Origin of the sequence: Bradyrhizobium sp. ARR65, assembly GCF_000472385.1 — a bacterium.
Lineage (GTDB): Bacteria > Pseudomonadota > Alphaproteobacteria > Rhizobiales > Xanthobacteraceae > Bradyrhizobium.
The window spans coordinates 1-19,630 of record NZ_AWZU01000053.1; the positions used below are offsets into that span (position 1 = coordinate 1).

20 protein-coding genes are annotated in these 19,630 nt (G+C 63.5%); 8 read left to right on the forward strand and 12 right to left on the reverse strand.

Annotated elements, in window-relative coordinates:
* Both F758_RS48580 and F758_RS50225 read right to left on the reverse strand, forming a co-directional pair.
* The coding region (locus tag F758_RS48580; RefSeq protein WP_245286695.1) for a transposase at positions 1-185 on the reverse strand (185 nt) is incomplete at its 3' end.
* Between the two features lie 152 nt (positions 186-337).
* Entirely contained in the window at positions 338-508 is a 171-nt protein-coding gene (locus F758_RS50225) for a hypothetical protein (RefSeq protein ID WP_157450328.1), read from the reverse strand.
* Positions 509-908: 400 nt separating this feature from the next.
* Here F758_RS50225 and F758_RS51175 point away from each other — a divergent pair, with 400 nt between their 5' ends.
* Complete coding sequence (locus F758_RS51175; RefSeq protein ID WP_198026645.1) at positions 909-1,073, forward strand: hypothetical protein; 165 nt, start codon at positions 909-911, stop codon at positions 1,071-1,073.
* A 65-nt stretch (positions 1,074-1,138) separates the two neighbouring features.
* On the opposite strand, the gene F758_RS0135960 is transcribed toward F758_RS51175, so the two are convergent.
* Both F758_RS0135960 and F758_RS0135965 read right to left on the reverse strand, forming a co-directional pair.
* A complete protein-coding gene (locus F758_RS0135960) occupies positions 1,139-2,026 on the reverse strand; it encodes an aldo/keto reductase family oxidoreductase (RefSeq protein ID WP_024512392.1) in 888 nt (295 codons plus the stop codon).
* A gap of 318 nt (positions 2,027-2,344) precedes the next feature.
* Positions 2,345-3,265: a DMT family transporter gene (locus F758_RS0135965; protein ID WP_024512393.1), complete on the reverse strand. Its 921-nt coding sequence runs from the start codon at positions 3,263-3,265 to the stop codon at positions 2,345-2,347.
* Between the two features lie 293 nt (positions 3,266-3,558).
* Here F758_RS0135965 and F758_RS0135970 point away from each other — a divergent pair, with 293 nt between their 5' ends.
* The 3 genes from F758_RS0135970 to F758_RS45345 all read left to right on the forward strand — a co-directional run bounded on the left by F758_RS0135970 (position 3,559) and on the right by F758_RS45345 (position 4,829).
* On the forward strand, positions 3,559-4,029 hold the full coding sequence (locus tag F758_RS0135970) for a VOC family protein (protein WP_024512394.1): 471 nt from the start codon (positions 3,559-3,561) through the stop codon (positions 4,027-4,029).
* The gene (locus F758_RS0135975) at positions 4,026-4,355 is read left to right on the forward strand and encodes an ArsR/SmtB family transcription factor (RefSeq protein ID WP_024512395.1); all 330 of its coding nucleotides are present in this window, start codon (positions 4,026-4,028) and stop codon (positions 4,353-4,355) included. Before F758_RS0135970 ends, F758_RS0135975 begins: the two co-directional genes overlap by 4 nt.
* Before the next feature lie 153 nt (positions 4,356-4,508).
* Positions 4,509-4,829, forward strand: coding sequence for an SRPBCC domain-containing protein (locus F758_RS45345; RefSeq protein ID WP_084305931.1), 321 nt, complete (start codon positions 4,509-4,511; stop codon positions 4,827-4,829).
* Between the two features lie 92 nt (positions 4,830-4,921).
* Here the strand turns inward: F758_RS45345 and F758_RS0135985 are convergent, their stop codons facing one another.
* Positions 4,922-5,485 carry a TetR/AcrR family transcriptional regulator gene (locus F758_RS0135985; protein ID WP_035724297.1) on the reverse strand — a complete coding sequence of 188 codons (564 nt, stop codon included), beginning with the start codon at positions 5,483-5,485 and terminating at the stop codon, positions 4,922-4,924.
* A 201-nt stretch (positions 5,486-5,686) separates the two neighbouring features.
* Here F758_RS0135985 and F758_RS0135990 point away from each other — a divergent pair, with 201 nt between their 5' ends.
* From F758_RS0135990 to F758_RS46840, 4 genes are all read left to right on the forward strand, one after another.
* Positions 5,687-6,865, forward strand: a complete 1,179-nt coding sequence (locus F758_RS0135990; RefSeq protein ID WP_502689204.1) for an MFS transporter — start codon at positions 5,687-5,689, stop codon at positions 6,863-6,865.
* Between the two features lie 523 nt (positions 6,866-7,388).
* The gene (locus tag F758_RS0135995) at positions 7,389-8,777 is read left to right on the forward strand and encodes an ammonium transporter (protein ID WP_024512398.1); all 1,389 of its coding nucleotides are present in this window, start codon (positions 7,389-7,391) and stop codon (positions 8,775-8,777) included.
* Between the two features lie 142 nt (positions 8,778-8,919).
* Positions 8,920-9,264 carry a DUF8820 family protein gene (locus F758_RS0136000; RefSeq protein WP_051387139.1) on the forward strand — a complete coding sequence of 115 codons (345 nt, stop codon included), beginning with the start codon at positions 8,920-8,922 and terminating at the stop codon, positions 9,262-9,264.
* Complete coding sequence (locus F758_RS46840) at positions 9,242-10,375, forward strand: DUF6745 domain-containing protein (RefSeq protein WP_024512400.1); 1,134 nt, start codon at positions 9,242-9,244, stop codon at positions 10,373-10,375. The genes F758_RS0136000 and F758_RS46840 overlap by 23 nt, the downstream gene beginning before the upstream one ends.
* Positions 10,376-10,436: 61 nt before the next feature.
* On the opposite strand, the gene F758_RS0136010 is transcribed toward F758_RS46840, so the two are convergent.
* The 7 genes from F758_RS0136010 to topA form a co-directional block, all read right to left on the reverse strand.
* Positions 10,437-10,967, reverse strand: coding sequence for a hypothetical protein (locus tag F758_RS0136010; RefSeq protein WP_024512401.1), 531 nt, complete (start codon positions 10,965-10,967; stop codon positions 10,437-10,439).
* Positions 10,968-11,123: 156 nt separating this feature from the next.
* Positions 11,124-11,291, reverse strand: coding sequence for a 50S ribosomal protein L33 (gene rpmG / locus F758_RS0136020; protein ID WP_024512402.1), 168 nt, complete (start codon positions 11,289-11,291; stop codon positions 11,124-11,126).
* 134 nt (positions 11,292-11,425) lie between these two features.
* The gene (locus F758_RS0136025; RefSeq protein ID WP_024512403.1) at positions 11,426-12,751 is read right to left on the reverse strand and encodes an LLM class flavin-dependent oxidoreductase; all 1,326 of its coding nucleotides are present in this window, start codon (positions 12,749-12,751) and stop codon (positions 11,426-11,428) included.
* A 208-nt stretch (positions 12,752-12,959) separates the two neighbouring features.
* Entirely contained in the window at positions 12,960-13,709 is a 750-nt protein-coding gene (locus tag F758_RS0136030) for an NUDIX hydrolase (RefSeq protein WP_024512404.1), read from the reverse strand.
* A gap of 213 nt (positions 13,710-13,922) precedes the next feature.
* On the reverse strand, positions 13,923-14,375 hold the full coding sequence (locus tag F758_RS0136035; protein WP_024512405.1) for a DUF983 domain-containing protein: 453 nt from the start codon (positions 14,373-14,375) through the stop codon (positions 13,923-13,925).
* Positions 14,375-16,693 carry a ribonuclease R gene (rnr, locus tag F758_RS0136040; protein ID WP_024512406.1) on the reverse strand — a complete coding sequence of 773 codons (2,319 nt, stop codon included), beginning with the start codon at positions 16,691-16,693 and terminating at the stop codon, positions 14,375-14,377. The genes F758_RS0136035 and rnr overlap by 1 nt, the downstream gene beginning before the upstream one ends.
* Before the next feature lie 5 nt (positions 16,694-16,698).
* A complete protein-coding gene (gene topA / locus F758_RS0136045) occupies positions 16,699-19,446 on the reverse strand; it encodes a type I DNA topoisomerase (RefSeq protein ID WP_024512407.1) in 2,748 nt (915 codons plus the stop codon).
* Positions 19,447-19,630: the final 184 nt, after the last annotated feature.

Below are 19,630 nucleotides of genomic sequence, written 5' to 3' on the forward strand. Positions count from 1 at the left end.
CGATCCGGCGCAACGGAGACTGCCGCAAAACGGACTTCGTCATCCTGCCCCGGCTTCGGCTCAAGCCCGCAAGCGAGCACGCCTGTGCGCGCCTGCCGCCGCCAAACCGTAACCAGATTGCGGTGAACATCATGGCGTCGCGCAACCTCGACAACACTGGCCCCAGGCGCCCGACTCTCCTCCACGATCCGAAGCTTCTCGGCAGNGGTCCACCGCCGACGCCGCTCCGGACCGGANAGAACCGTAACCGTCGTCACGTTTGCTCATTTGCTTGCAAATTAATCAGCAAACCATCTCACGCCAAAACGCGATCCGGAAGGCGGTGCTCGGCGGAAGCTTACAGAGCACCACCGGCCGCGTACAGCGCAGCGATGCCTGCGCCGTCCTGCTTGTTGAAGTTTTCCGCGACTGCAGAGCCGATCTTTTCCACCTCCTGCTTGAGATCGGTAGCCGCCGCAGGCGCTGAAAACGCTGCGAGCAAGAAGCACAAAACGTAGGACATTCGCATTGTGTGTCCTCCCCGAATAAATTTGCTGTATCGAAAAGATGCTGCCCACATCGTGGGAGCAGTGATGAACTATAGCACGCAATCGTACATTGATTAGAAATGCCAGCTAGGTACGCTGATGCCGCCAAGGCGTAAGAACTCCACTCGGTGCGCTCGTGCACCAATCAGTTCAGCAATGAAACTTTTGCGCTAGTCGGATTGCACCCTCGCGCTAAGGAAACGTGCCGGTCGTTTCCCGTCGCAGAATTTAACTGGCCCTTTCCACTCGACGCCACGGTATTCAATTTCCCAAGGGTTCCTTCACCTTGATCTAGGAATACACCCGAATTGGCTATAGCCGGGGATCGTTTCGCGTTGAACAGTCAGACCGCCGCTGCTGGGGGCCAAACGGAGATGTCCGATGGGTGTGGCAGGCTGGCGCTTCGCGCATATGAAAAGAACACTCCGCGTCCGGGCGGTGGTTGTCGGCGTGCTGGAAGAGTTGCCGTTTATCTGCCCGGTGGCGGTCGCAATCGGCGCGCTGATCATGATCGGAATCACGCTCTGCAAGGATTGGCCGCAGTAAGGAAGATCGCTCAGTCTTGAAGCCTCTCGCAGCGCGCCGCGCTGATCGATATTCCGAGCTTGCCGCTAACCAGACATCGGACCAGCACGCGCTGCGACCTCGTCGAGCGCCTTGATTGCATCATCCGGCAAATCGAGTTCGGCCGCGGCGAGATTCTCGCGCAGGTGCGCGATAGAGGAGGTGCCGGGGATCAGGAGAATGTTGGGCGCGCGACGAAGCAACCAGGCGAGCGCGACCTGCATGGGCGTGGCACCAAGGCGGGCTGCGACATTAGACAAGCTGGACGACTGCAGCCGGTTGAACCCGCCGAGCGGAAAGTATGGCACATAGGCGATGCCATCGCGGGTGAGATCGTCGATCAAGCCGTCGTCGGCCCGATGAGCCAGATTATAGTGGTTCTGCACGCAGACGATCCGGCAGATTCGGCGGCCTTCGGCGATTTGGGCGGGCGTCACGTTGCTCAGCCCGATGTGATGCACCAGACCCTGACGCTGGAGCTCGGCGAGGACGGTGAGCGGCGCCTCGATCGAGCCCTCGGCTGGGCCATGCGCGTCGAACATGGCGCGGAGATTGACCACATCAAGCACATCGAGGCCGAGATTGCGGAGATTGTCGTGCACCGCCTGGGTGAGTTCCTCGCGCGAAAAGGCGGGATTCCACGATCCATCCGCACCGCGCCGGGCGCCGAGCTTGGTGGCAATGACGAGATGGTCCGGATAAGGATGCAGCGCCTCGCGGATGAGTTGGTTGGTGATGTGCGGGCCGTAGAAGTCACTTGTATCGATATGATTGACGCCGGAGGTGACGGCCTCGCGCAGCACGGCCAGTGCCGCATCACGATCCCTGGGCGGGCCGAATACACCGGGCCCAGCGAGCTGCATCGCGCCGTAGCCAAGCCGCTTCACGCTACGGTCGCCGAGGATGAACGTGCCGGACCGGTCGATGCTGGACATGATTGATCTCCCTTCAAGACGGCGCATGGATAGCCGTTGCCCACTTGCTCGATAATAGGGTGAAAACTGAACGGCTTGTTCGGCGGATCGAACAGTGAAGGCCGGCTTGGGTGAGCACGCCGATTTCACGACTTCGGCGGCATATCCCGCGAAAGCGGGGTATCCAGTAAGCCGAGCTCTCTCGATTTGATCGCTGACGTCGCTGGAATACTGGATCATCTGCTTTTCGCGGATGTTGACAAGTGAGAGCGTGGACAGACATAGCTCTGCATTTTCGCGACGCCATTCGCCCGCGTCTTGCCGACGCGTTTCGCCAAATCAAGCAGCTCTGGGCTCTGCGGCTTTGCGCGGCGGAATAGTCATCGCGCCGACCCCCAGCACCACGCAGGCAAGGCCAACCCAGGCCGTCGCGGTAAGCTTTTCGCCGAGCAGGAGCGCACCGATCGCGACCCCGACCGGTACCCGCAGATAGGCCTGTGCCGTCGTGCCGACGGATCCCAGGGTCTGGATCAGGCGGAAATAGATCACAAAGGCGAGCGCGGTGGAAAAGATGGCGAGCGCGAGCAGAGCCAGCAGAGATGCTGTGGACGGGTTCAGCCTCCAGGGCTGCTCGGTCACGAGACCTAACGGAAGAAGGATCGCCGCGCCCGCGATCAGCGATCCGGCCGCCGGGGCAAGCGGATCGAGGCCCGCAAAGTTACGGCCGAAGATCGCCGCGCAGGCATAGCAGACGGTCGCCGCAACAATCGCGAGCTCGGCGACCAGCGCGCGGCCGAGGTCCTGAAATGCTTGCACGCCGACGATCAGGCAAATCCCGGCCATGCCGGCCGCGATGCCGAACAGCTTGCGGGGAGTTGCGGCCTCGTGCCGGGTGATTGCCATGGTGAGCAGGAACGCGAAAATCGGTGAAGCCGAGTTGAGGATGGTGGCAAGGCCCGCATCGACAAACCGTTCGCTCCAGGCGATCAGCGTCCAGGGGATCACACTGTTAAGGAAAGCCTGGAAGACAAAGCGCCGCCAGCTCTCGACATCCGATGGCAGCGACATGCGGCGCGAGCGCATGACGCCGAGTAGCACCAGTGCCGCAATCGAGGTGCGCGCCGCGATCAGCGTGATCGGTGGAATCGTCTCGACGCCGATCTTGATGAAGGAATAGGAAGCACCCCAAAGCGTGGCGAGCACGACCAGCAGGGCGAGCTCGAGCACGATGTTTGGGGTTTGGAAGGCGTGTCGTTCCATGGCAGAGCGTTGCTCTCGGGCACCGATCGAAAGATGCAAGCTACCTCGAATGGCAGCGCAAATATTTCGATGAAGGACGAATTGTATTAGTCGCGCTCGCCGATCTCGAGTCCTGGCGGCCCTTTCGGTCTCGCACGCTTGCGCAGCTCGCCGCCGCCGGCGCGGCACCTTCACCCAAGCGCATCACAGCAAGCGGCGCAGCAATGCTGCAACGGCCCACATAATTTCAATATTTGACAAATATTTCATGTTTGGCTAACTAACAGCATCGCTGCTGCTTGAGGAGGCCTCACATGACTGACCCGTACCGGCCCAAGGGACTTTCAAGCGCCGTCTGCTACCAGGATGCGAAGTCCGCCTATCGCTGGCTCGAAGAGGCTTTCGGGTTCGAGCCGCTCTTTGTCATTCTCGACGCCAAGGGCAATCTCGGTCATTCAGAGATGACCTTCGGAAATTCCGTCGTCATGGTCGGCAATGAGTGGAGCGCCGATCACAAGAGCCCAAAATCCATCGGCGGCAAAAACACGCAGACTGTCCACGTCCAGCTCGCAGAAGGCGAGGACATCGACGCGCATTGCGAGCGCGCGCGTGGAGCGGGCGCGGAGATCGTCCAGGAGCCTGCGAGTCAGTTCTATGGCGACCGCACCTATCGCGCTCGCGACCCGGAAGGCCATATCTGGACCTTCGGCGTCACCGAGAGAAGGATGACGCCGGACGAGTGGGACCGGGCAAGCGGCCTCACCACGAAGAAGCGGCTCGATTGAGCTCCCGTATCGACAAGACTTTCGCGGCGCTCGCCGACCCCCATCGCCGCCGCGCGGTGGAGCTGGTTGGCGAGCGGCCGCGCCGGGCGGGCGAGCTTGCGGACGCGCTGGGCCTGCCGGCGCCGGCGATGAGCCGGCATTTGCGTCAATTGAAGCAGAGTGGGCTGGTCGCGGAGACCCATCCAGAATTTGACGCGCGCGTTCGCATCTATGCGCTGAAAGATGGCGCCATGGCGGAGCTGAAGCGCTGGCTCGCCGACACCGAAGCGATGTGGGCCGCGCAGCTTTCGGGCTTCAAGGCGCATGTCGAGAAGAAGCGAAAATGACCGCGGCAGTCATCGTTTCGATCCGGGTTAGCGCCAGTCCGCTGCGGGCGTTTGAAGCCTTCACCGAAGAAATCGGGGAGTGGTGGCGGCCCAACGTCCTGTTCGCCCTGACGCCGCGCGGCGACGGCCGTCTTCGCTTCGAGCAGGGCGAGGGTGGGCGGCTCGTCGCAACACTGGCGAACGGGAAAGAGTTCGAGGTCGGCCATCACCATTTGGAAGCCCGGCGAACGGCTTGCACTCACATGGCGTCAGGCGACATTCGCGCCGGGCCAGTCGACACAGCTTGACGTGCGCTTCGAGGCGATAGGCGATCAGACCCGGGTGACGGTCGAGCATCGCGGCTGGGACGACATCCCGCAGGAACATGTCGCGCGTCATGGCTTTGAGCTCATGCTGTTCCAGCGGCGGCTGGCTGAACACTGGCGCGTGCTGCTCGCCTCTCTTGACGCGAAGGCGTGTCGCGATGATGCATGACGGGAGGGCGCTGACGCCAATGGAACGCCGGATCATCCGCTCTCGCGAATGATGACAGCTCGAAATGTGGAAGCTGGCTGCTGCGAAACGCTTCACGGTGCTTCCGCGGCACCGCCGATCTCGCCCACATCCACCCCCGCGTTCTTTAGCAACACCTTCGCCGCCGCCTTCGCCGCCCGCGCCATTGCGGGGTCGTCGCGTACGAGATCCTGAGCGATCGAGCCATCGACCAGGAGCACAAGCTGCGTCGCCAAGCCTTCCGCATCGGCGACGCCAAGCTGCGCCAGAAGATCACGAAACCAGACCCTGCGGCTTTCCTTGAAGGCGATCGCGATCTTTTTCACGGCGCGGTCCTCTGGGCCGAGCTCGGCGACTGCGTTGACGAAGGGACAGCCGCGGAAATCCTTAGCTGAGAAGCGGCGCTCGAGCGCATCGAAATAGCCGAGGATCTGCGAGAGCGGAGATTTCTCGGATGGCTTTGCCACTACGAAGCGCCGCTTGAGATAGGCCGAGATCAGCTCGTCCTTCGATGGAAAGTGGTTGTAGAGCGTGCGCTTGCTGATGCCGATCTCGGCGGCGATGGTGTCGACGCCGATAGCGCGAATGCCTTTCAGATAGAACAACCGGTCCGCGGTCTGCAGGATCCGCTCTTTCATGTCTGGTTTGGCGGCGGCGGGCATGTACACAGATCTGTTTACTTTTTGCCTTGACAAGCGGCAGCGCTTCGCATGTTAATTACACAGACCTGTGTAATCAAGCCGCGCTTAAGACAGCGGCCGGAAGAAGGGGAGAAGACAACCGTGACCCTCGCCAAGACCCTGCGTCCCGCGCTTCCGATCCTGATCGGCACCTCGGCGATGTTGAGCTTAAGCATGGGGCTGCGCCAGTCGCTCGGGATCTTTCTGCAACCGCTGACGCACGACATCGGCATTTCGGTCTCGGAGTTCACGCTCGCGATTGCGGTGCAAAATCTCGCCTGGGGATTTTTGCAGCCGCTCGCCGGCGCGCTGACCGTGCGCCACGGTTTTCGGCCCATCATGATCGCGGGCGCGCTGTTCTATATCGCGGGGCTGGTGCTGATGGCGAGCGCGCATGGCTTTGTTGCTGTCATGATCGGTGCGGGCGTCCTGATCGGGATGTCGCTGGCCTGCACGGCGGCGGCGATTGCGATGTCGGTTGCGACGCGCGCGGTGCCTGAAAGCGTGCGCAGCGCCGTGCTGGGTATCGTTTCGGGGGCGGGCTCGCTGGGAGCGCTGTTATCGGCGCCGATCGGGCAGGTGCTCAATGAGAGCTATGGCTGGCGCTTCGGCCTTGGCGGCTTTGTCGTGCTCGCGCTGTTCCTGCTTCCCGCCGCCTGGTTTGCCGGCCGCGCCGACAAGCTACCGCTGCCCGAGCGGTCGTCCGGCCAGATCGGCGGCAACATCTCCGCCGGCGCCGCGGCGAGCATGGCCTTTGCCAACGCGTCCTTCGTGGTGATGACGTTGGCCTATTTCGTCTGCGGCATGCAGCTCGTCTTCATCACCACGCATTTGCCGTCTTATCTCTTGATCTGCGGCATGGACCCGATGCTGAGCGCACAGACGCTTGGTGTGATCGGCGGCTTCAACGTGCTCGGCAGCCTGTTCTTCGGCTGGGCTGGTGGGCGCTGGAACAAGCTCGCGCTGCTCGGCGGCATCTATGTTTGCCGCTCGCTGGTGCTCGCCTGGTACTTCATGCTGCCACCGACGCCGACCACGACGCTGGTGTTCGGGGCGCTGATGGGATTTTTGTGGCTCGGCGTCGGGCCGCTGGTTGCCGGCGCGGTCGCGGAAATGTTCGGACTGCAATGGCAGGCGATGATCCAGGGCCTTGCCTTTATGAGCCATCAGATCGGCAGCTTTGTCGGCGCGTATGGCGGCGGGCTGATCTACGACGCGCTTGGCTCGTACGGCCTGGCCTGGCGGATCGCAGTAGCCGTGGGACTGGCGGCCGGTATTATCCAGGTTGCGTTCGCGCTGCTGCGGCCAACGGCTCCGCCGATGCTGCGTCCCGCCTGAACTGCCGCCTATTCTTTGGGCTGATATTTGCCGAGTAAAGCGGCAGGAGAAAACTGTTCTCCGCCGCAAAGGCGCAAAATCCGCAGGAAGTCAGGTGGTTGCGCCGTTATCGTGAATGGCACGAATCTTGACTGAGGCTGGCTAAGAATTGGAGTCGGGAAACGTCGCTGACGTTTTCCCGACCTTGGGCTTGCCAAGGACAAGGCCGGTCAGCCATGAGGCTCGTCGCCGCCAATCTCCAGCCGGTACGGCTCGACGGCCCCACAGCGGCGCCGGGCAAGGTTTCTGCGCCCGACATTCGGATCGATCCGCCTGCAGCCTCTGCAGGTCGCCCGTCGGGCGATCGCACTTCATTCCAAGCAACGCCAGGACGGCGAAAAGGCGTGCGCAGCACTTCGCGTCGCCTGCCGTTCACCTGCGCCCAGACACCAGGAGCTCCAAGAAGCCTGCACTGCAACACGCCGACAACACTTGCGACAAGCAACACTTGGGACAAGCAACACTTGGGACAAGGAGGACGACAATGGAATCGGGGAAATTCGCGCGCCGGAGGCTCGCGACATTCTTAGTGGCGCTGGCGGGGGTTGCGCTCCTCTGGCTCGCGCTGGGTGACCTTGCGTTTGCCGACGACGCGCCGCCGGCCTGCGGCGGGAAGATATTGGAGAAGTGCACACCGAACTCCGGCGACACCGCCTGGATGCTGACCTCGGTGGCGCTGGTCCTGATGATGACCATTCCGGGCCTGGGCCTGTTCTATGGCGGCATGGTGCGCAAGAAGAACGTCGGCGACACTGTCATGACCAGCTTCGCGGTCACCTGCCTCGTCACCATCCTGTTCGCGATCCTGACCTACAGCATGGCGTTCCGGGCCGGCTCGCCGTTCGTGGGCGGGCTCGACCGCATGTTTCTGAAGGACATCCTGAGCGATATCGGCGCCGGCGGCATCGGCAATCCCAATCCGCTGGCCCCAACGATCCCTGAGAGCGTCTACATCTGCTTCCAGATGACGTTCGCGATCATCACGCCCGCGCTGATCGCCGGCGCGTTTGCCGAGCGCATGAAATTCTCGGCGATGCTCTGGTTCATCGGCCTGTGGGCGATCTTCGTCTACGCACCGATCGCGCACTGGGTCTGGGGTCCCGACGGGATCTTCGCCGCAGGCAACGACGATGCCTGGGTCAAGGTGCTCGACTTCGCCGGCGGGACGGTGGTGCATATCAATGCGGGCGTCGCGGGGCTGATGTGTGCCATCATGCTCGGCAAGCGCGTCGAGACCGGACCGGCGCACAACATGGTGCTCACCTTTATCGGCGCCTCGCTCTTGTGGGTCGGCTGGTTCGGTTTCAACGCTGGCTCCGCGGTGACCGCAGGCATGCAGGCCGGCATGGCCATGCTGGTGACGCAGATCGCGACCGCGGTGGCTGCTTTCACCTGGATGCTGGTGGAATGGGCGCTGAAGGGCAAGCCGACCGTGGTCGGCATCTGCTCCGGTGCGGTGGCGGGCCTCGTCGCCATCACGCCGGCCTCCGGCTTTGTCGGCCCGGTCGGCGCCTTTGCCATCGGCATCGCCGCCGGCGTCGTCTGCTATTGGGGCTGCACCGGGCTGAAACGGATGTTTGCCTATGACGACGCGCTGGATTGTTTCGGCGTCCACGCGCTGGGCGGCATCGTGGGTGCCCTGCTGACGGGCGTCTTCGCGGTGAAGCAATATGGCGGTACCGCCGGCGTGTTGGAAGGCAACCCCGGCCAGTTCGTCAACCAGTGCATCGGCGTGGCGACGGTGTTCATCTATGACGCCGTTGTCAGCCTGATCATCCTGTTCGTCGTCAAGATGTTCGTGGGCTTGCGGGTCTCCGAGGATGCGGAGCGCGATGGGCTCGATCTCGCACTGCACGGAGAAGTCGTGCACTGATCGTGCTATACTGGCCAACATAAAAGATCCTCATGCGGCGCGAACCTCCGCGCCGGATGAGGCTTAAAGACATTAAGACATCGGGTGGAACGAAAGAGCACCCAGCACGCCGCCGGGTGCTCGAAAGCACAAGGAGACGGCGATGAGGGAGATCTTTGCGCAAGGAGACCTGCTGCTTGAGCGCGTTGCCGATACGGCTCCGTCGGGCACGGTGACCGAAAATCTCGACGGCGTGGCCATGGTGCTGGCGGAAGGCGAGGAGAGCGGCCATCGCCACGCGATCGCCGAGCGCGTGACGTTATTCCGGGACGAGAAGCTCGCGGCCGATATCCCCCCAGGCCTCTATCTCGGCCATGTCCAGGTCACGTCCCCTTACGCGCGGGTGACGCATGAGGAACATGCGCCGATCACGCTGCTGCGCGGAACTTACCGCGTCCGCCGGCAGCGCGAGCTCGGGCCCAGGGATGCGCGCGTCCTCGCCGATTGAGGCGCTGACGGCTGAGCAGACGGCCGCGCTCGATCGCTATCGGGTGCGCTGGCTGGCGATCCGCCGCTCGACCGCTCCATGCGATCGCGTGGCGGCTGAACAGGGCGTTCGGCTTGCCTACCAGACCGCGGAGCTGAATCCGCCGAGCCGCATGATCTGGTGCGACAGTCCGGTCGACCTGTCCGATCGCGCGCGCCGGGCATCGCGCACCGAGGGTCCGAACGTGAAATCGGCCGTTATCGACCGGCCGCGCCGGCAGGCCGCAGCGCGCGTGCGGGCACGCCTGCGCGCGCGGATCCGGGCGCAGGTCGAGCGGGCGGTCAATCCCGCCGATGCGCTGATCGCCTCTGTCGTGGACGCCGTCGTGCAGGGGACGGGAGCGGCGCATGACGGCAGATCCTTGCTCGGTCGCCTCCAGGGCTCGCGTCCGCTCTCGTGGCGGGGCACGCTCAATGTGCTGCTGGGGCGCGACGGCTTTCGCTACAGCGCTGCGGGGCCAGCCGAACTGTCCTGGCTCGGGCCTTACGAATATGTCCGCGATGTCCTCGACCTGAGGGAGGAGACCGAGCCGCTGCTCGGGCTTTGGCAGGTGGCGATGAATGTGGGCTGGCTGCAGCCGCACGAGCACACCTGCTGGCTTTCGGAGCGGCCGAACGTGCTGCGCGGCGACGCGGAGGCGCGTCTGCATCATGCGAGCGGCCCGGCGCTGCGCTTTGCCGATGGCTGGTCGGTCTTCGCCTGGAAGGGCGTGGAGGTGCCGCGCTGGATGATCGAACATCCGGGAACGATCACGCTCGCCGCGATCGACGCCGAGACCAACGTCCAGCTCCGCCGCTGCATGATCGAGATCATGACGCCGCAGCGTTTTGTGGCGCTTGGCGGTGCGAGAAAAATAGCCGCGGACGAAACGGGCGTGCTCTGGCGCAGGATCTGGTTCAACTATGACATCTGGTCCGCCGTCGAGGTGATCAACGCGACGCCGGAGCCGGACGGCACGCATAAGCACTTCTTCCTGCAGGTGCCCGCAAATATCCAGACCGCGCGCGAGGCGGTTGCCTGGACCTACGGGATGCGGGCGGATGAGTACGCGAACGTCGTGGTGAGGACGTGAGGAGAGGTCATACTCTCGAGCCGTGATCCTTCGAGACGCCTGCTTGGCAGCCTCTCAGGAACTAACTCCGATAATAGCGCCACATGCGCAGGAACGTGCGGTGGATCGCGTCCGGCGGCTGGTCGAACGGCTCGATATCGATCCGCACCATGTTGCTGTGATTCATCCGCCAGGGCAGGCGCATGAAGCGGCGGTGGAATGGCTGCTTGCGCCAATCGGCGACAAGGGCACTCGAGAGCGGGACGTTGAGCACGATCTGCAATTCATGGACCGTCATGGCGCGCTCGGCGATCTCGACGAGGTCGATGCGTTCGATGGCGCGCCAGCGGATCAGCCCGAAGGCCTGGATGAAGATGCCGTATTGATTGGCGCCGATCGTGGGGCGGCCGGTCTCCAGCAGCGGCATGTTGTAGTAGGTGAAGGCGGCGGCCGCCGCGGCAGGCAGCAACCAATAGAGCGCGCCGGTGATCCAGGTGGCGGTGAGAAAGATCGCCGCGAGCGCAGCCGTGATGTAGACTGGAAAGTAGCTCTCGTCGCGTTCGTAGGTGACCGAATAGCCGCCAACATTGCCTTCGTCCAAGGTTGCGATCATGGCGAACCTTTTGTCCGGACCGGATGAGAGCATGATCCGGCGACAGCGCGAGGCAAGGATCATGCCCGAAGGCTTGAACGGCGAAAGCGTGGCCTTCCGCCGCAAATAAAAACGGGGCCCAAGGCCCCGTCGGAAGTCAGCAGCATTCCCGCGATGTTACTTGATTTTTGCTTCGCGGAACTCGACGTGCTTGCGCGCGACCGGGTCATACTTCTTCTTGACCAGCTTCTCGGTCATGGTGCGCGAGTTTTTCTTGGCGACGTAGTAGTAGCCGGTGTCCGCCGAGGACACGAGCTTGACCTTTATGGTGACCGCTTTGGCCATGTCTTGAAACCTTCGATTCTGGGAGCCTGGGCAGGGCGCCGGCCAAAACCGGACCGCTTGAATTGCCGGCAACCTAGCGAGATACGGCCCAAAGTCAAGGATTTCGGGCCGAAAAAGGCGCCGATTCCGCGCGATTAACCCTCAAAGAACCGGTTTTTCGGCCGCGGCAGGCCCAGATTCTCGCGCAGCGTCTTGCCCTCATATTCCGTGCGGAAGATGCCCCGCCGCTGCAGTTCCGGAATGACCTTGTCGACGAAGTCGGTCAGCCCCTGCGGCAGGTAGGGAAACATGATGTTGAAGCCGTCGCTGCCGCGGCTCTCCAGCCATTCCTGCATCTGATCGGCGATGGTCTGGGGCGTGCCCACGAAGGACAGCCCGCCATAACCGCCGACGCGCTGCGCCAACTGGCGCACGGTCAGCTTTTCGCGGGCGGCGAGGTCGATCAGCCGCTGCCGCCCGCTCTTGGAGGCATTGGTCTCGGGGATTTCCGGCAGCGGCCCGTCGGGATCGAAGCCGGAGGCGTCGGTGCCCAGGATCACCGAGAGCGAGGCGATGGCGCTGTCGTAATGCACCCTGCTGTCGAGCAGTGCGCGCTTCTCCTTGGCTTCTTCCACGCTGTCGCCGACCACGACAAAGGCGCCCGGCAGGATCTTCAGATGCTCTGGATTGCGCCCGATCTTTTCCATGCGGCCCTTGATGTCGGCATAGAGCTTCTGCCCGTCGGGAAGACTCCCGCCGCCGGTGAACACCGCTTCCGCGGTTTCCGCCGCAAGCTGCCTGCCGTCTTCGGATGCGCCGGCCTGCACGATCACCGGCCAGCCCTGCACAGGCCGGGCGATGTTGAGCGGACCGCGTACTTTCAGATATTTGCCCTTGTGGTCGAGCACATGCATTTTTGCGGGATCGAAGTAGAGGCCTTGCTCGACATCGCGGACGAAGGCGTCGTCGGCGAAGGAGTCCCACAATCCCGTCACCACGTCGTAGAACTCGCGCGCGCGGCGATAGCGCTCGGCGTGCTCCATGTGATCGTCGAGGCCGAAGTTCAGGGCGGCATCGGGATTGGAGGTGGTGACGATATTCCATCCGGCACGGCCGCCGGAGATGTGATCGAGCGAGGCGAAACGGCGGGCGATGTGATAGGGCTCGTCAAACGTGGTCGAGCCGGTCGCGATCAGGCCGATATTTTCGGTGACGCTCGAGAGCGCCGAGAGCAGCGTGAACGGCTCGAACGAGGTCACGGTGTGGCTGCGCTTCAAGGCATTGATCGGCATGTTCAGCACGGCCAGGTGATCGGCCATGAAGAAGGCGTCGAATTTGCCCGCCTCCAATTTCCGGATCAGGTCCTTCAGGTGCGGGAAATTGAAGTTGGCGTCAGGCCAGGCGCCGGGATAGCGCCACGCGCCGGTGTGGATTGAGACCGGGCGCATGAAAGCGCCGAGCTTGAGTTGACGTTGTGTCATCGCCCGCTTTCCGCTGATGGGATCGTTGAAAAGAGATAGGGAGGGCGCGGGACGGCGCCAGCGCCGGACGACGGAAGATTATTTTGTTTTTGGATTGCCTTATGGCACGCCCGTCATTCCGGGGTTCGCGAAGCGCGAACCCGTCCCCGATGCGCAATTGCGCATGTGAGATTCGCGACTTCGTTGCGCCCGGAACGACGTCAAGGGGCTACGCCCCCAACACATCCTTCTGCATCTTGCCGCCGTAGAAATGGAAAAACGGCACTGGCGCGTCGTGTCGGAGCGGTCCGGCGGCAAGCCGTCTCTCCAGTTCGCCGAGGACGTTCTTGGTCATCGGGTGCAGGTCGGCCAGCGGCTTCGAGCCGAGCTCGACCCAGACGAGTTCGACCAATTCGGCGTCCGCATGCACCACGCCCTCCACGCGATGAGTGATGGCGGAGGCGTCCGCGGTGAAGAAGCGCGTATCAAAACGGCGCACGCGGCCGGGCGGCGTGATGGCGCGGGCAATCAGGAACAGCCCGGACGGATCCGGCAGCAGGCCTGCTTGCGCGAATGGCGCCCAGGGACCGTCGAGACCTGCGGAGCGATCGGTCTTGCGTCCCAGGCAGAGGCCGGTCTCCTCGCAGGCTTCGCGGATCGCGGCGATCGCAAGCGATTTGGCACGGGAGGCAGTGATCTTCGGCCTGCCTTTCAGGAGATTGGCTTCGAGCTCTTTCGGAATGGGCGCCGCGACCGGCACGCGATGATCCGTCTTATCGACACGGCCGCCCGGGAAGACGAATTTGCCGGGCATGAACACGACCTTGTCGTGGCGCCGGCCGACCAGAACCTTTGGAATGGGACCGGCGCGATCGACCAGGATCAGGGTCGCGGCATCCTTCGGCCGGTAATAGGGATGGTGGTCGGCCTCTTTTTCTTCCCGCTTTTCTTCTTTGGCCGCTGTCGCTGCTTCCGTCATCTCCACCCCGGCGATCTCGTTGTTCCTTTTTCCAAGACTTATCCACCGTCATTGCGAGGAGCGCAAGCGACGACCCACCGTCGCTCGCTGCGCGAGCTATGGCGAGGCGTGAAGTCCCGCCGAAGCGCCTTTGCGCGTAGGCGGAAACAATCCAGGCTGCATCCGCTGAGGATTGCTCCGCTTTGCTGGCGATGACGGCGGTCGAGGATCGGTCTACAGCGGCGGGTCGTCGCTATAGCCGTTTTCGTCGTCAAAGCCATGCATGCGCAGCGCCCATTGCAGGCCGACCACGGTGCCTTTCACCGGCTGCAGCAGGAGCAACGACAGGATCAACGTCAAAGGAAGATAGATCGCAAGCTGCAATGCGATCGGCGGCGCATATTCGGTTTCGATCATCAGCGCGAGCGGCACGACGACATGCCCGACAATGACGATGACAAGGTAGGCCGGCAGGTCGTCGGCGCGATGCGGCGTGAAGTCCAGGCCGCAGACCGAGCAGTTGTTGTCCACCTTCAGGAAGGCGCGAAAGAGCTTGCCTTCGCCGCAGCGCGGGCATCTGCCGCGAAAGCCGCGCTTCATCGCAAGCCAGAGATCGCGCTTTTCACGCGCGGTGGTGTCGCCCGTCTCGCGGGTCCACACCTTGGTGACCGGATTTGCACTGTCCATCACTTGCCTCGCTTGGTCTTGCCCGCCTTTGCCTTGCGGGCCTTTGTCCGGTCCTGCTTGCGGCCCTTCTCACGTGTGGCGCGCCGCAATTGCGCAGCGCGCATCCTGGCGCCGTCCCGCCGGCGCATCGTGGGCGCGAATTCGCCCTCGCTCAAAAGCTCGAACCGCAGCGCACCCGCGACCGGCTGCGCCTCCACCAGCCGCACATCTACCACATCGCCGAGCCGATGGGTGGCTCCGGAGCGTGAACCGACCAGAGCATGGCGGGTTTCGTCGTAATTGTAATACTCGCTCCCCAGCGAGCGCATCGGAATGAAGCCGTCGGCGCCAGTATCGTCGAGCTTGACGAACAGGCCGGCGCGGGTAACCCCGGAAATACGGCCCTGAAACGTCGCACCGATGCGGTCGGCGAGATGGTGCGCGATCAGACGATCGGCGGTCTCGCGCTCCGCCTTCATGGCTCTGCGTTCGGTTGCGGAAATCTGCGCGGCGATCTCGCTCAACGTTTCCAGCGACTCGCCATCCGGCAGAGCTCCCTCGCCAAGCCCCAGCCCGCGGATCAGGGCGCGGTGCACGATCAGATCGGCATAGCGCCGGATCGGCGAGGTGAAATGCGCGTAGCGGCGTAAGTTCAAGCCGAAATGGCCGTAATTCTCGGCCGAATACTCGGCCTGCGCCTGCGAGCGCAGCACCACCTCGTTGACCAGGTGTTCGTAGTCCTGCCCCTGAACCTGCGCCAGCACGCGGTTGAACAAGGAAGGCCGTAGCGGTCCGCCCTTCGCAAACGGCAGGTCGAGCGTGCGCAAGAATTCCTGCAGCGCCTGCAGCTTCTCGAAGCTCGGCTCGTCGTGCACGCGATAGACCAGCGGCAGCGCCTTTTTCTCCAGCATTTCGGCCGCGGCGACATTGGCGAGGATCATGAACTCCTCGATCAATTTATGCGCATCGAGCCTTTGCGGCACGATGACGCGATCGACGGTGCCGTCGGGCTTAAGCAGGATCTTGCGCTCGGGAATGTCGAGATCGAGCGGGTCGCGCTCCTTGCGCGCGTGCTTGATCGCCTCATGCGCCGCATAAAGCGGCTTGAGGATCGGATCGAGCAGAGGGCCAGTGGTGTCGTCGGGATGCCCATCGATCGCCGCCTGCACTTGCGCGTAATGAAGTTTTGCGGCCGAGCGGATCAGCACGCGATGGAAGCTGTGCGAGCGCTTGCGGCCGTCGGCGCCGATCACCATGCGCACGGCGAGCGCGCCGCGCGGCTCACCCGGCACCAGCGAGCAGAGATTGTTGGAGATGCGCTCGGGCAGCATCGGCACCACGCGGTCGGGGAAATAGACCGAGTTGCCGCGCATCAAGGCGTCGTGGTCGAGCGCGGAGTCGGGGCGCACATAGAAGGCGACGTCGGCAATCGCGACGTGGAGGATGAAGCCGCCCTTGTTCCTCGGATCGGGATCGGCTTCCGCATGCACCGCGTCGTCATGGTCCTTGGCGTCCGGCGGATCGATGGTGACGAGCGGCACCTCGCGCCAGTCCTCACGGCCCCGGAGCGTTGCAGGTTGCGCTTCCTCGGCCTCGCGCAGCGCGGCCTTGGAGAACTCCATTGGGATATCGTGGGCGTGGATCGCGATCAGGCTGATCGCCTTTTCCGACGCGATCGTGCCGAGCCGCTCCTTGACCCGCCCGGAGGCGAGGCCGAAGGCGCGGGTGCGGATGAGGTCGACGCTGACGAGGTCGCCGTCCTGCGCGCCCTGGCTGTCGGCTTGCCCGATGTTGAGCTCGCGTCCGGCCTGCTTGCGGTCGACGGGGACCAGCCGTCCGCCGCCGTCGGGAAGCTTGCGGAAGATGCCAAGAATGCGGCTCTTGGCGCGATCGATGATCTTGATGATGCGTCCGCGATAGGCCGCACCGTCGCCCTCGTCGGAGGGCTCGACATGCAGCAGCGCGCGGTCGCCGACACCGGCCGTGGCGGAGGGACGTCCGCGGCGCGGCATATGGATGCGGATCTTTGGCGGCTCGCCGCTTTCGACCTCGTCCCATTCGGTCGGCGCCGCGATCAATTCGCCGTCGCGGTCGCGGCCGGTAATGTCGGCGACGACAGTCGGCGGCAGGGCCTCGGTTTGCTGCAGCTTCCTGCCGCGCTTCTTGATGGTACCTTCGTCGGCGAGCTCGCGCAGGATCCGCTTGAGCTCGGCGCGGTCGGCGTTTTTTAACCCGAACTCGCGGGCGATCTCGCGTGTCCCGACCTTGCCAGGATTTTGGCGGATGAAGGCAACAATGGCCTTACGGTCGGGAAAGCCATTGTCCTTCTGCTTTTTCACCGTCGTCAGCGAGCCTTTCCGGCGCTCTTCTTCGCCGCCGGTTTTGAAGCCGGCGCGGGTTTTGCGGCAGATGTCTTGGCCGCCTTTGCCACCGGTGCACGCGCCTTGCTGGTGGCCTCCGGCTTCGGCTTGACCGCCGCTTTCTTCGCCGCGACTTTTTTCGCGGGCTTCGCGGCTTCGGTCTCATCCCTGGCGGGTTTGGCCGTCCTGGTCTTTGCGGCCTTGGTCTTGGCCTTGCTGCCGCCCTTGGCCGCGCGTTCGTCGATCAGTGCGATCGCCTGTTCGAGCGTGACGCTATCCTTCTCGAACTCGCTCGGGATGGTGGCGTTGACGCCGCCCGCGGTGACATAGGCGCCGTAGCGTCCGCTCTTCACCGCGACGGGCCCGAGGCTTGGATGATCGCCCAACACCTTGCCGGGATCGGCGCCAAAGCGGCGGCTTGGACCTTTGGCCGCCTTTTCCGCGATCAAGGTGACGGCGCGGTTCAAGCCGATGTCAAAGACCTCGTCACCGGCTTCCAGGCTCGCATAGGTCTTGTCATGGCGCACGAACGGTCCGAACCGGCCGATGCCGGCCGTGATCGGAAGGCCCGTCTCCGGGTGCTTGCCGATCTCACGCGGCAGCGACAGCAGCTTTAGCGCGAGCTCGAGGTCGACGTCCGCAGCATTGGTGCCCTTGGGGATCCCGGCGCGTTTGGGTTTTTCGCCCTCATCATAATCCTTCTGCTCGCCGAGCTGGATGTAGGGACCAAAGCGACCGGCCTTGACGGTGACGTCGAGGCCGGTCTCGGGATCCTGGCCGAGCACGCGGTCGGCGTTGGCTGCCTCGCTGTCGGCGGCGAGCGGACGGGTGTAACGGCACTCCGGATAGTTCGAGCAGCCGACGAAGGCGCCGAACTTGCCGGCCTTCAGATGCAGCTTGCCGGTCCCGCAGGTCGGGCACTGCCTGGGATCGCCGCCATCGGCGCGCGGCGGATAGATGTGTGGGCCGAGCATCTCATCGAGCGCGGACAGGACCTCGGCAACGCGCAGATCCTTGATATCATCGACCGCGCCGATGAAGTCGCGCCAGAAATCCTTCAGCACCTGCTGCCAGGAGATCTCATTGTTGGAGATGCGGTCGAGCTGCTCTTCGAGGTCGGCCGTGAAGTCATATTCGACATAGCGGCGGAAGAAGTTTTCCAGGAACGCGATGACGACGCGGCCCTTGTCGGCGCCATAGAGCCGCTTCTTCTCCAGCCGCACATAACCGCGGTCCTTGAGGACCTGCAGGATCGAGGCATAGGTCGAGGGACGGCCGATGCCGAGCTCTTCCATCCGCTTGACCAGCGAAGCTTCGGAGAAGCGCGGCGGCGGCTCGGTGAAGTGCTGGGTGACGGCAAGGTTTTGCCGCTTCAAGTTTTCGCCTTGGCTCATGGCGGGCAGGCGACGGCCGTCCTCCTCGTCGCCATCGTCGTCGTGGCCTTCCTGATAGAGCGCGAGGAAGCCGTCGAACTTGATGACCTGCCCGGTGGCGCGGAGCTCGAGCACGCGTCCACCCGCCTTCGCCGATATATCGACGGTCGTGCGCTCGAGCTCGGCCGATTCCATCTGGCTGGCGATGGTGCGTTTCCAGATCAGCTCATAAAGCTTGGCTTGATCGGCATCGAGCTTGCGACGCATGGCGTCAGGCCGGCGCGACAAGTCGGTCGGACGGATCGCTTCGTGCGCTTCCTGCGCGTTCTTGGCGCGGGTCTGGTACTGGCGCGGGCTGTCGGGGACATAGGCATTCCCGTAGTCCTCGCCGATCACCTTGCGCGCCTGCGTGATCGCCTCGCCTGCGATCTGCACGCCGTCGGTACGCATATAGGTGATGAGGCCGGTGGTCTCGCCGCCGATATCGATACCTTCATAAAGGCGCTGGGCGATGCGCATGGTGTGCGCCGGGGCAAAGCCGAGCTTGCGGCTCGCTTCCTGCTGCAAGGTCGAGGTGGTGAAGGGCGCCTGCGGATTGCGCCGCGCCGGTTTGGCATCGACCGTTGTGACGGTGAAGGCGGCCGCTTCCAGCGCCTTCTTGAAAGCCTCGGCCTCCGCGCCGGAGCCGATGTCGAGCCTTTGAATTTTCTTGCCGTCGGCGCCGACCAGGCGGGCCTCGAAGGCCTCACCGCGCGGCGTGAGCAGGGTCGCGACCAGCGACCAATATTCCTTCGGCACGAACTTTTCGATCTCGAGCTCGCGATCGCAGACCAGCCGCAGCGCGACCGACTGCACCCGGCCCGCCGAGCGGGCGCCAGGCAGCTTGCGCCAAAGCACAGGGGAGAGGGTGAAGCCGACCAGATAGTCCAGCGCGCGGCGCGCCATATAGGCGTCAACCAACGCGCCGTCGATCTCGCGCGGGTTCTTCATGGCCTCGGAGATCGCCTGCTTGGTGATGGCATTGAAGACCACGCGCTCGATCTTCTGGTCCTTGAGTGCGCGCTTCTCCTTCAACACCTCCAGCACGTGCCAGGAGATGGCCTCGCCCTCGCGATCAGGGTCGGTTGCCAGGATCAGGCGGTCGGCGCCTTTCAAGGATTTGGCAATGTCGTTGAGCCGGCCTGCCGCCTTGGGGTCGACCTCCCAAATCATTCTGAAATTATGGTCCGGATCGACCGATCCGTTCTTCGCCGGGAGGTCGCGGACATGGCCGAAGGAGGCCAGAACCTCGTAGGACGAGCCTAGATATTTGTTGATCGTCTTGGCTTTCGCCGGCGACTCCACAATGACGATATTCATGTAATTCCAGTGACTTACGGGAGAATCTAGGGCGGTTCCGTTAAGACTCGAACCGTCCCCTTTGGGTCCGAACATGGGTGGTGCCAGCCCCTCTGTCAAATCGCCCGGTGTTGAAAGTGGAACGAAGGAAGGGAACTTCACCTCGGAATGGTTGCAAAATACCGCCCTAGGGTTGCGCACCATT

What these genes read in the sequence shown, in the direction of transcription:
- F758_RS0135990 (WP_502689204.1), top strand. Translation starts at nt 5,687, where the DNA reads ATGTTGAGCTTAAGCATGGGGCTGCGCCAGTCGCTCGGGATCTTTCTG.
- F758_RS0135985 (WP_035724297.1), bottom strand. Translation starts at nt 5,485, where the DNA reads ATGAAAGAGCGGATCCTGCAGACCGCGGACCGGTTGTTCTATCTGAAA.
- F758_RS0135960 (WP_024512392.1), bottom strand. Translation starts at nt 2,026, where the DNA reads ATGTCCAGCATCGACCGGTCCGGCACGTTCATCCTCGGCGACCGTAGC.
- topA (WP_024512407.1), bottom strand. Translation starts at nt 19,446, where the DNA reads ATGAATATCGTCATTGTGGAGTCGCCGGCGAAAGCCAAGACGATCAAC.
- F758_RS0136000 (WP_051387139.1), top strand. Translation starts at nt 8,920, where the DNA reads ATGAGGGAGATCTTTGCGCAAGGAGACCTGCTGCTTGAGCGCGTTGCC.
- F758_RS0135995 (WP_024512398.1), top strand. Translation starts at nt 7,389, where the DNA reads ATGGAATCGGGGAAATTCGCGCGCCGGAGGCTCGCGACATTCTTAGTG.
- F758_RS0135970 (WP_024512394.1), top strand. Translation starts at nt 3,559, where the DNA reads ATGACTGACCCGTACCGGCCCAAGGGACTTTCAAGCGCCGTCTGCTAC.
- F758_RS50225 (WP_157450328.1), bottom strand. Translation starts at nt 508, where the DNA reads ATGCGAATGTCCTACGTTTTGTGCTTCTTGCTCGCAGCGTTTTCAGCG.
- F758_RS51175 (WP_198026645.1), top strand. Translation starts at nt 909, where the DNA reads ATGGGTGTGGCAGGCTGGCGCTTCGCGCATATGAAAAGAACACTCCGC.
- F758_RS0136030 (WP_024512404.1), bottom strand. Translation starts at nt 13,709, where the DNA reads ATGACGGAAGCAGCGACAGCGGCCAAAGAAGAAAAGCGGGAAGAAAAA.
- F758_RS0136010 (WP_024512401.1), bottom strand. Translation starts at nt 10,967, where the DNA reads ATGATCGCAACCTTGGACGAAGGCAATGTTGGCGGCTATTCGGTCACC.
- F758_RS0135965 (WP_024512393.1), bottom strand. Translation starts at nt 3,265, where the DNA reads ATGGAACGACACGCCTTCCAAACCCCAAACATCGTGCTCGAGCTCGCC.
- rpmG (WP_024512402.1), bottom strand. Translation starts at nt 11,291, where the DNA reads ATGGCCAAAGCGGTCACCATAAAGGTCAAGCTCGTGTCCTCGGCGGAC.
- F758_RS46840 (WP_024512400.1), top strand. Translation starts at nt 9,242, where the DNA reads ATGCGCGCGTCCTCGCCGATTGAGGCGCTGACGGCTGAGCAGACGGCC.
- F758_RS0136035 (WP_024512405.1), bottom strand. Translation starts at nt 14,375, where the DNA reads ATGGACAGTGCAAATCCGGTCACCAAGGTGTGGACCCGCGAGACGGGC.
- F758_RS0136025 (WP_024512403.1), bottom strand. Translation starts at nt 12,751, where the DNA reads ATGACACAACGTCAACTCAAGCTCGGCGCTTTCATGCGCCCGGTCTCA.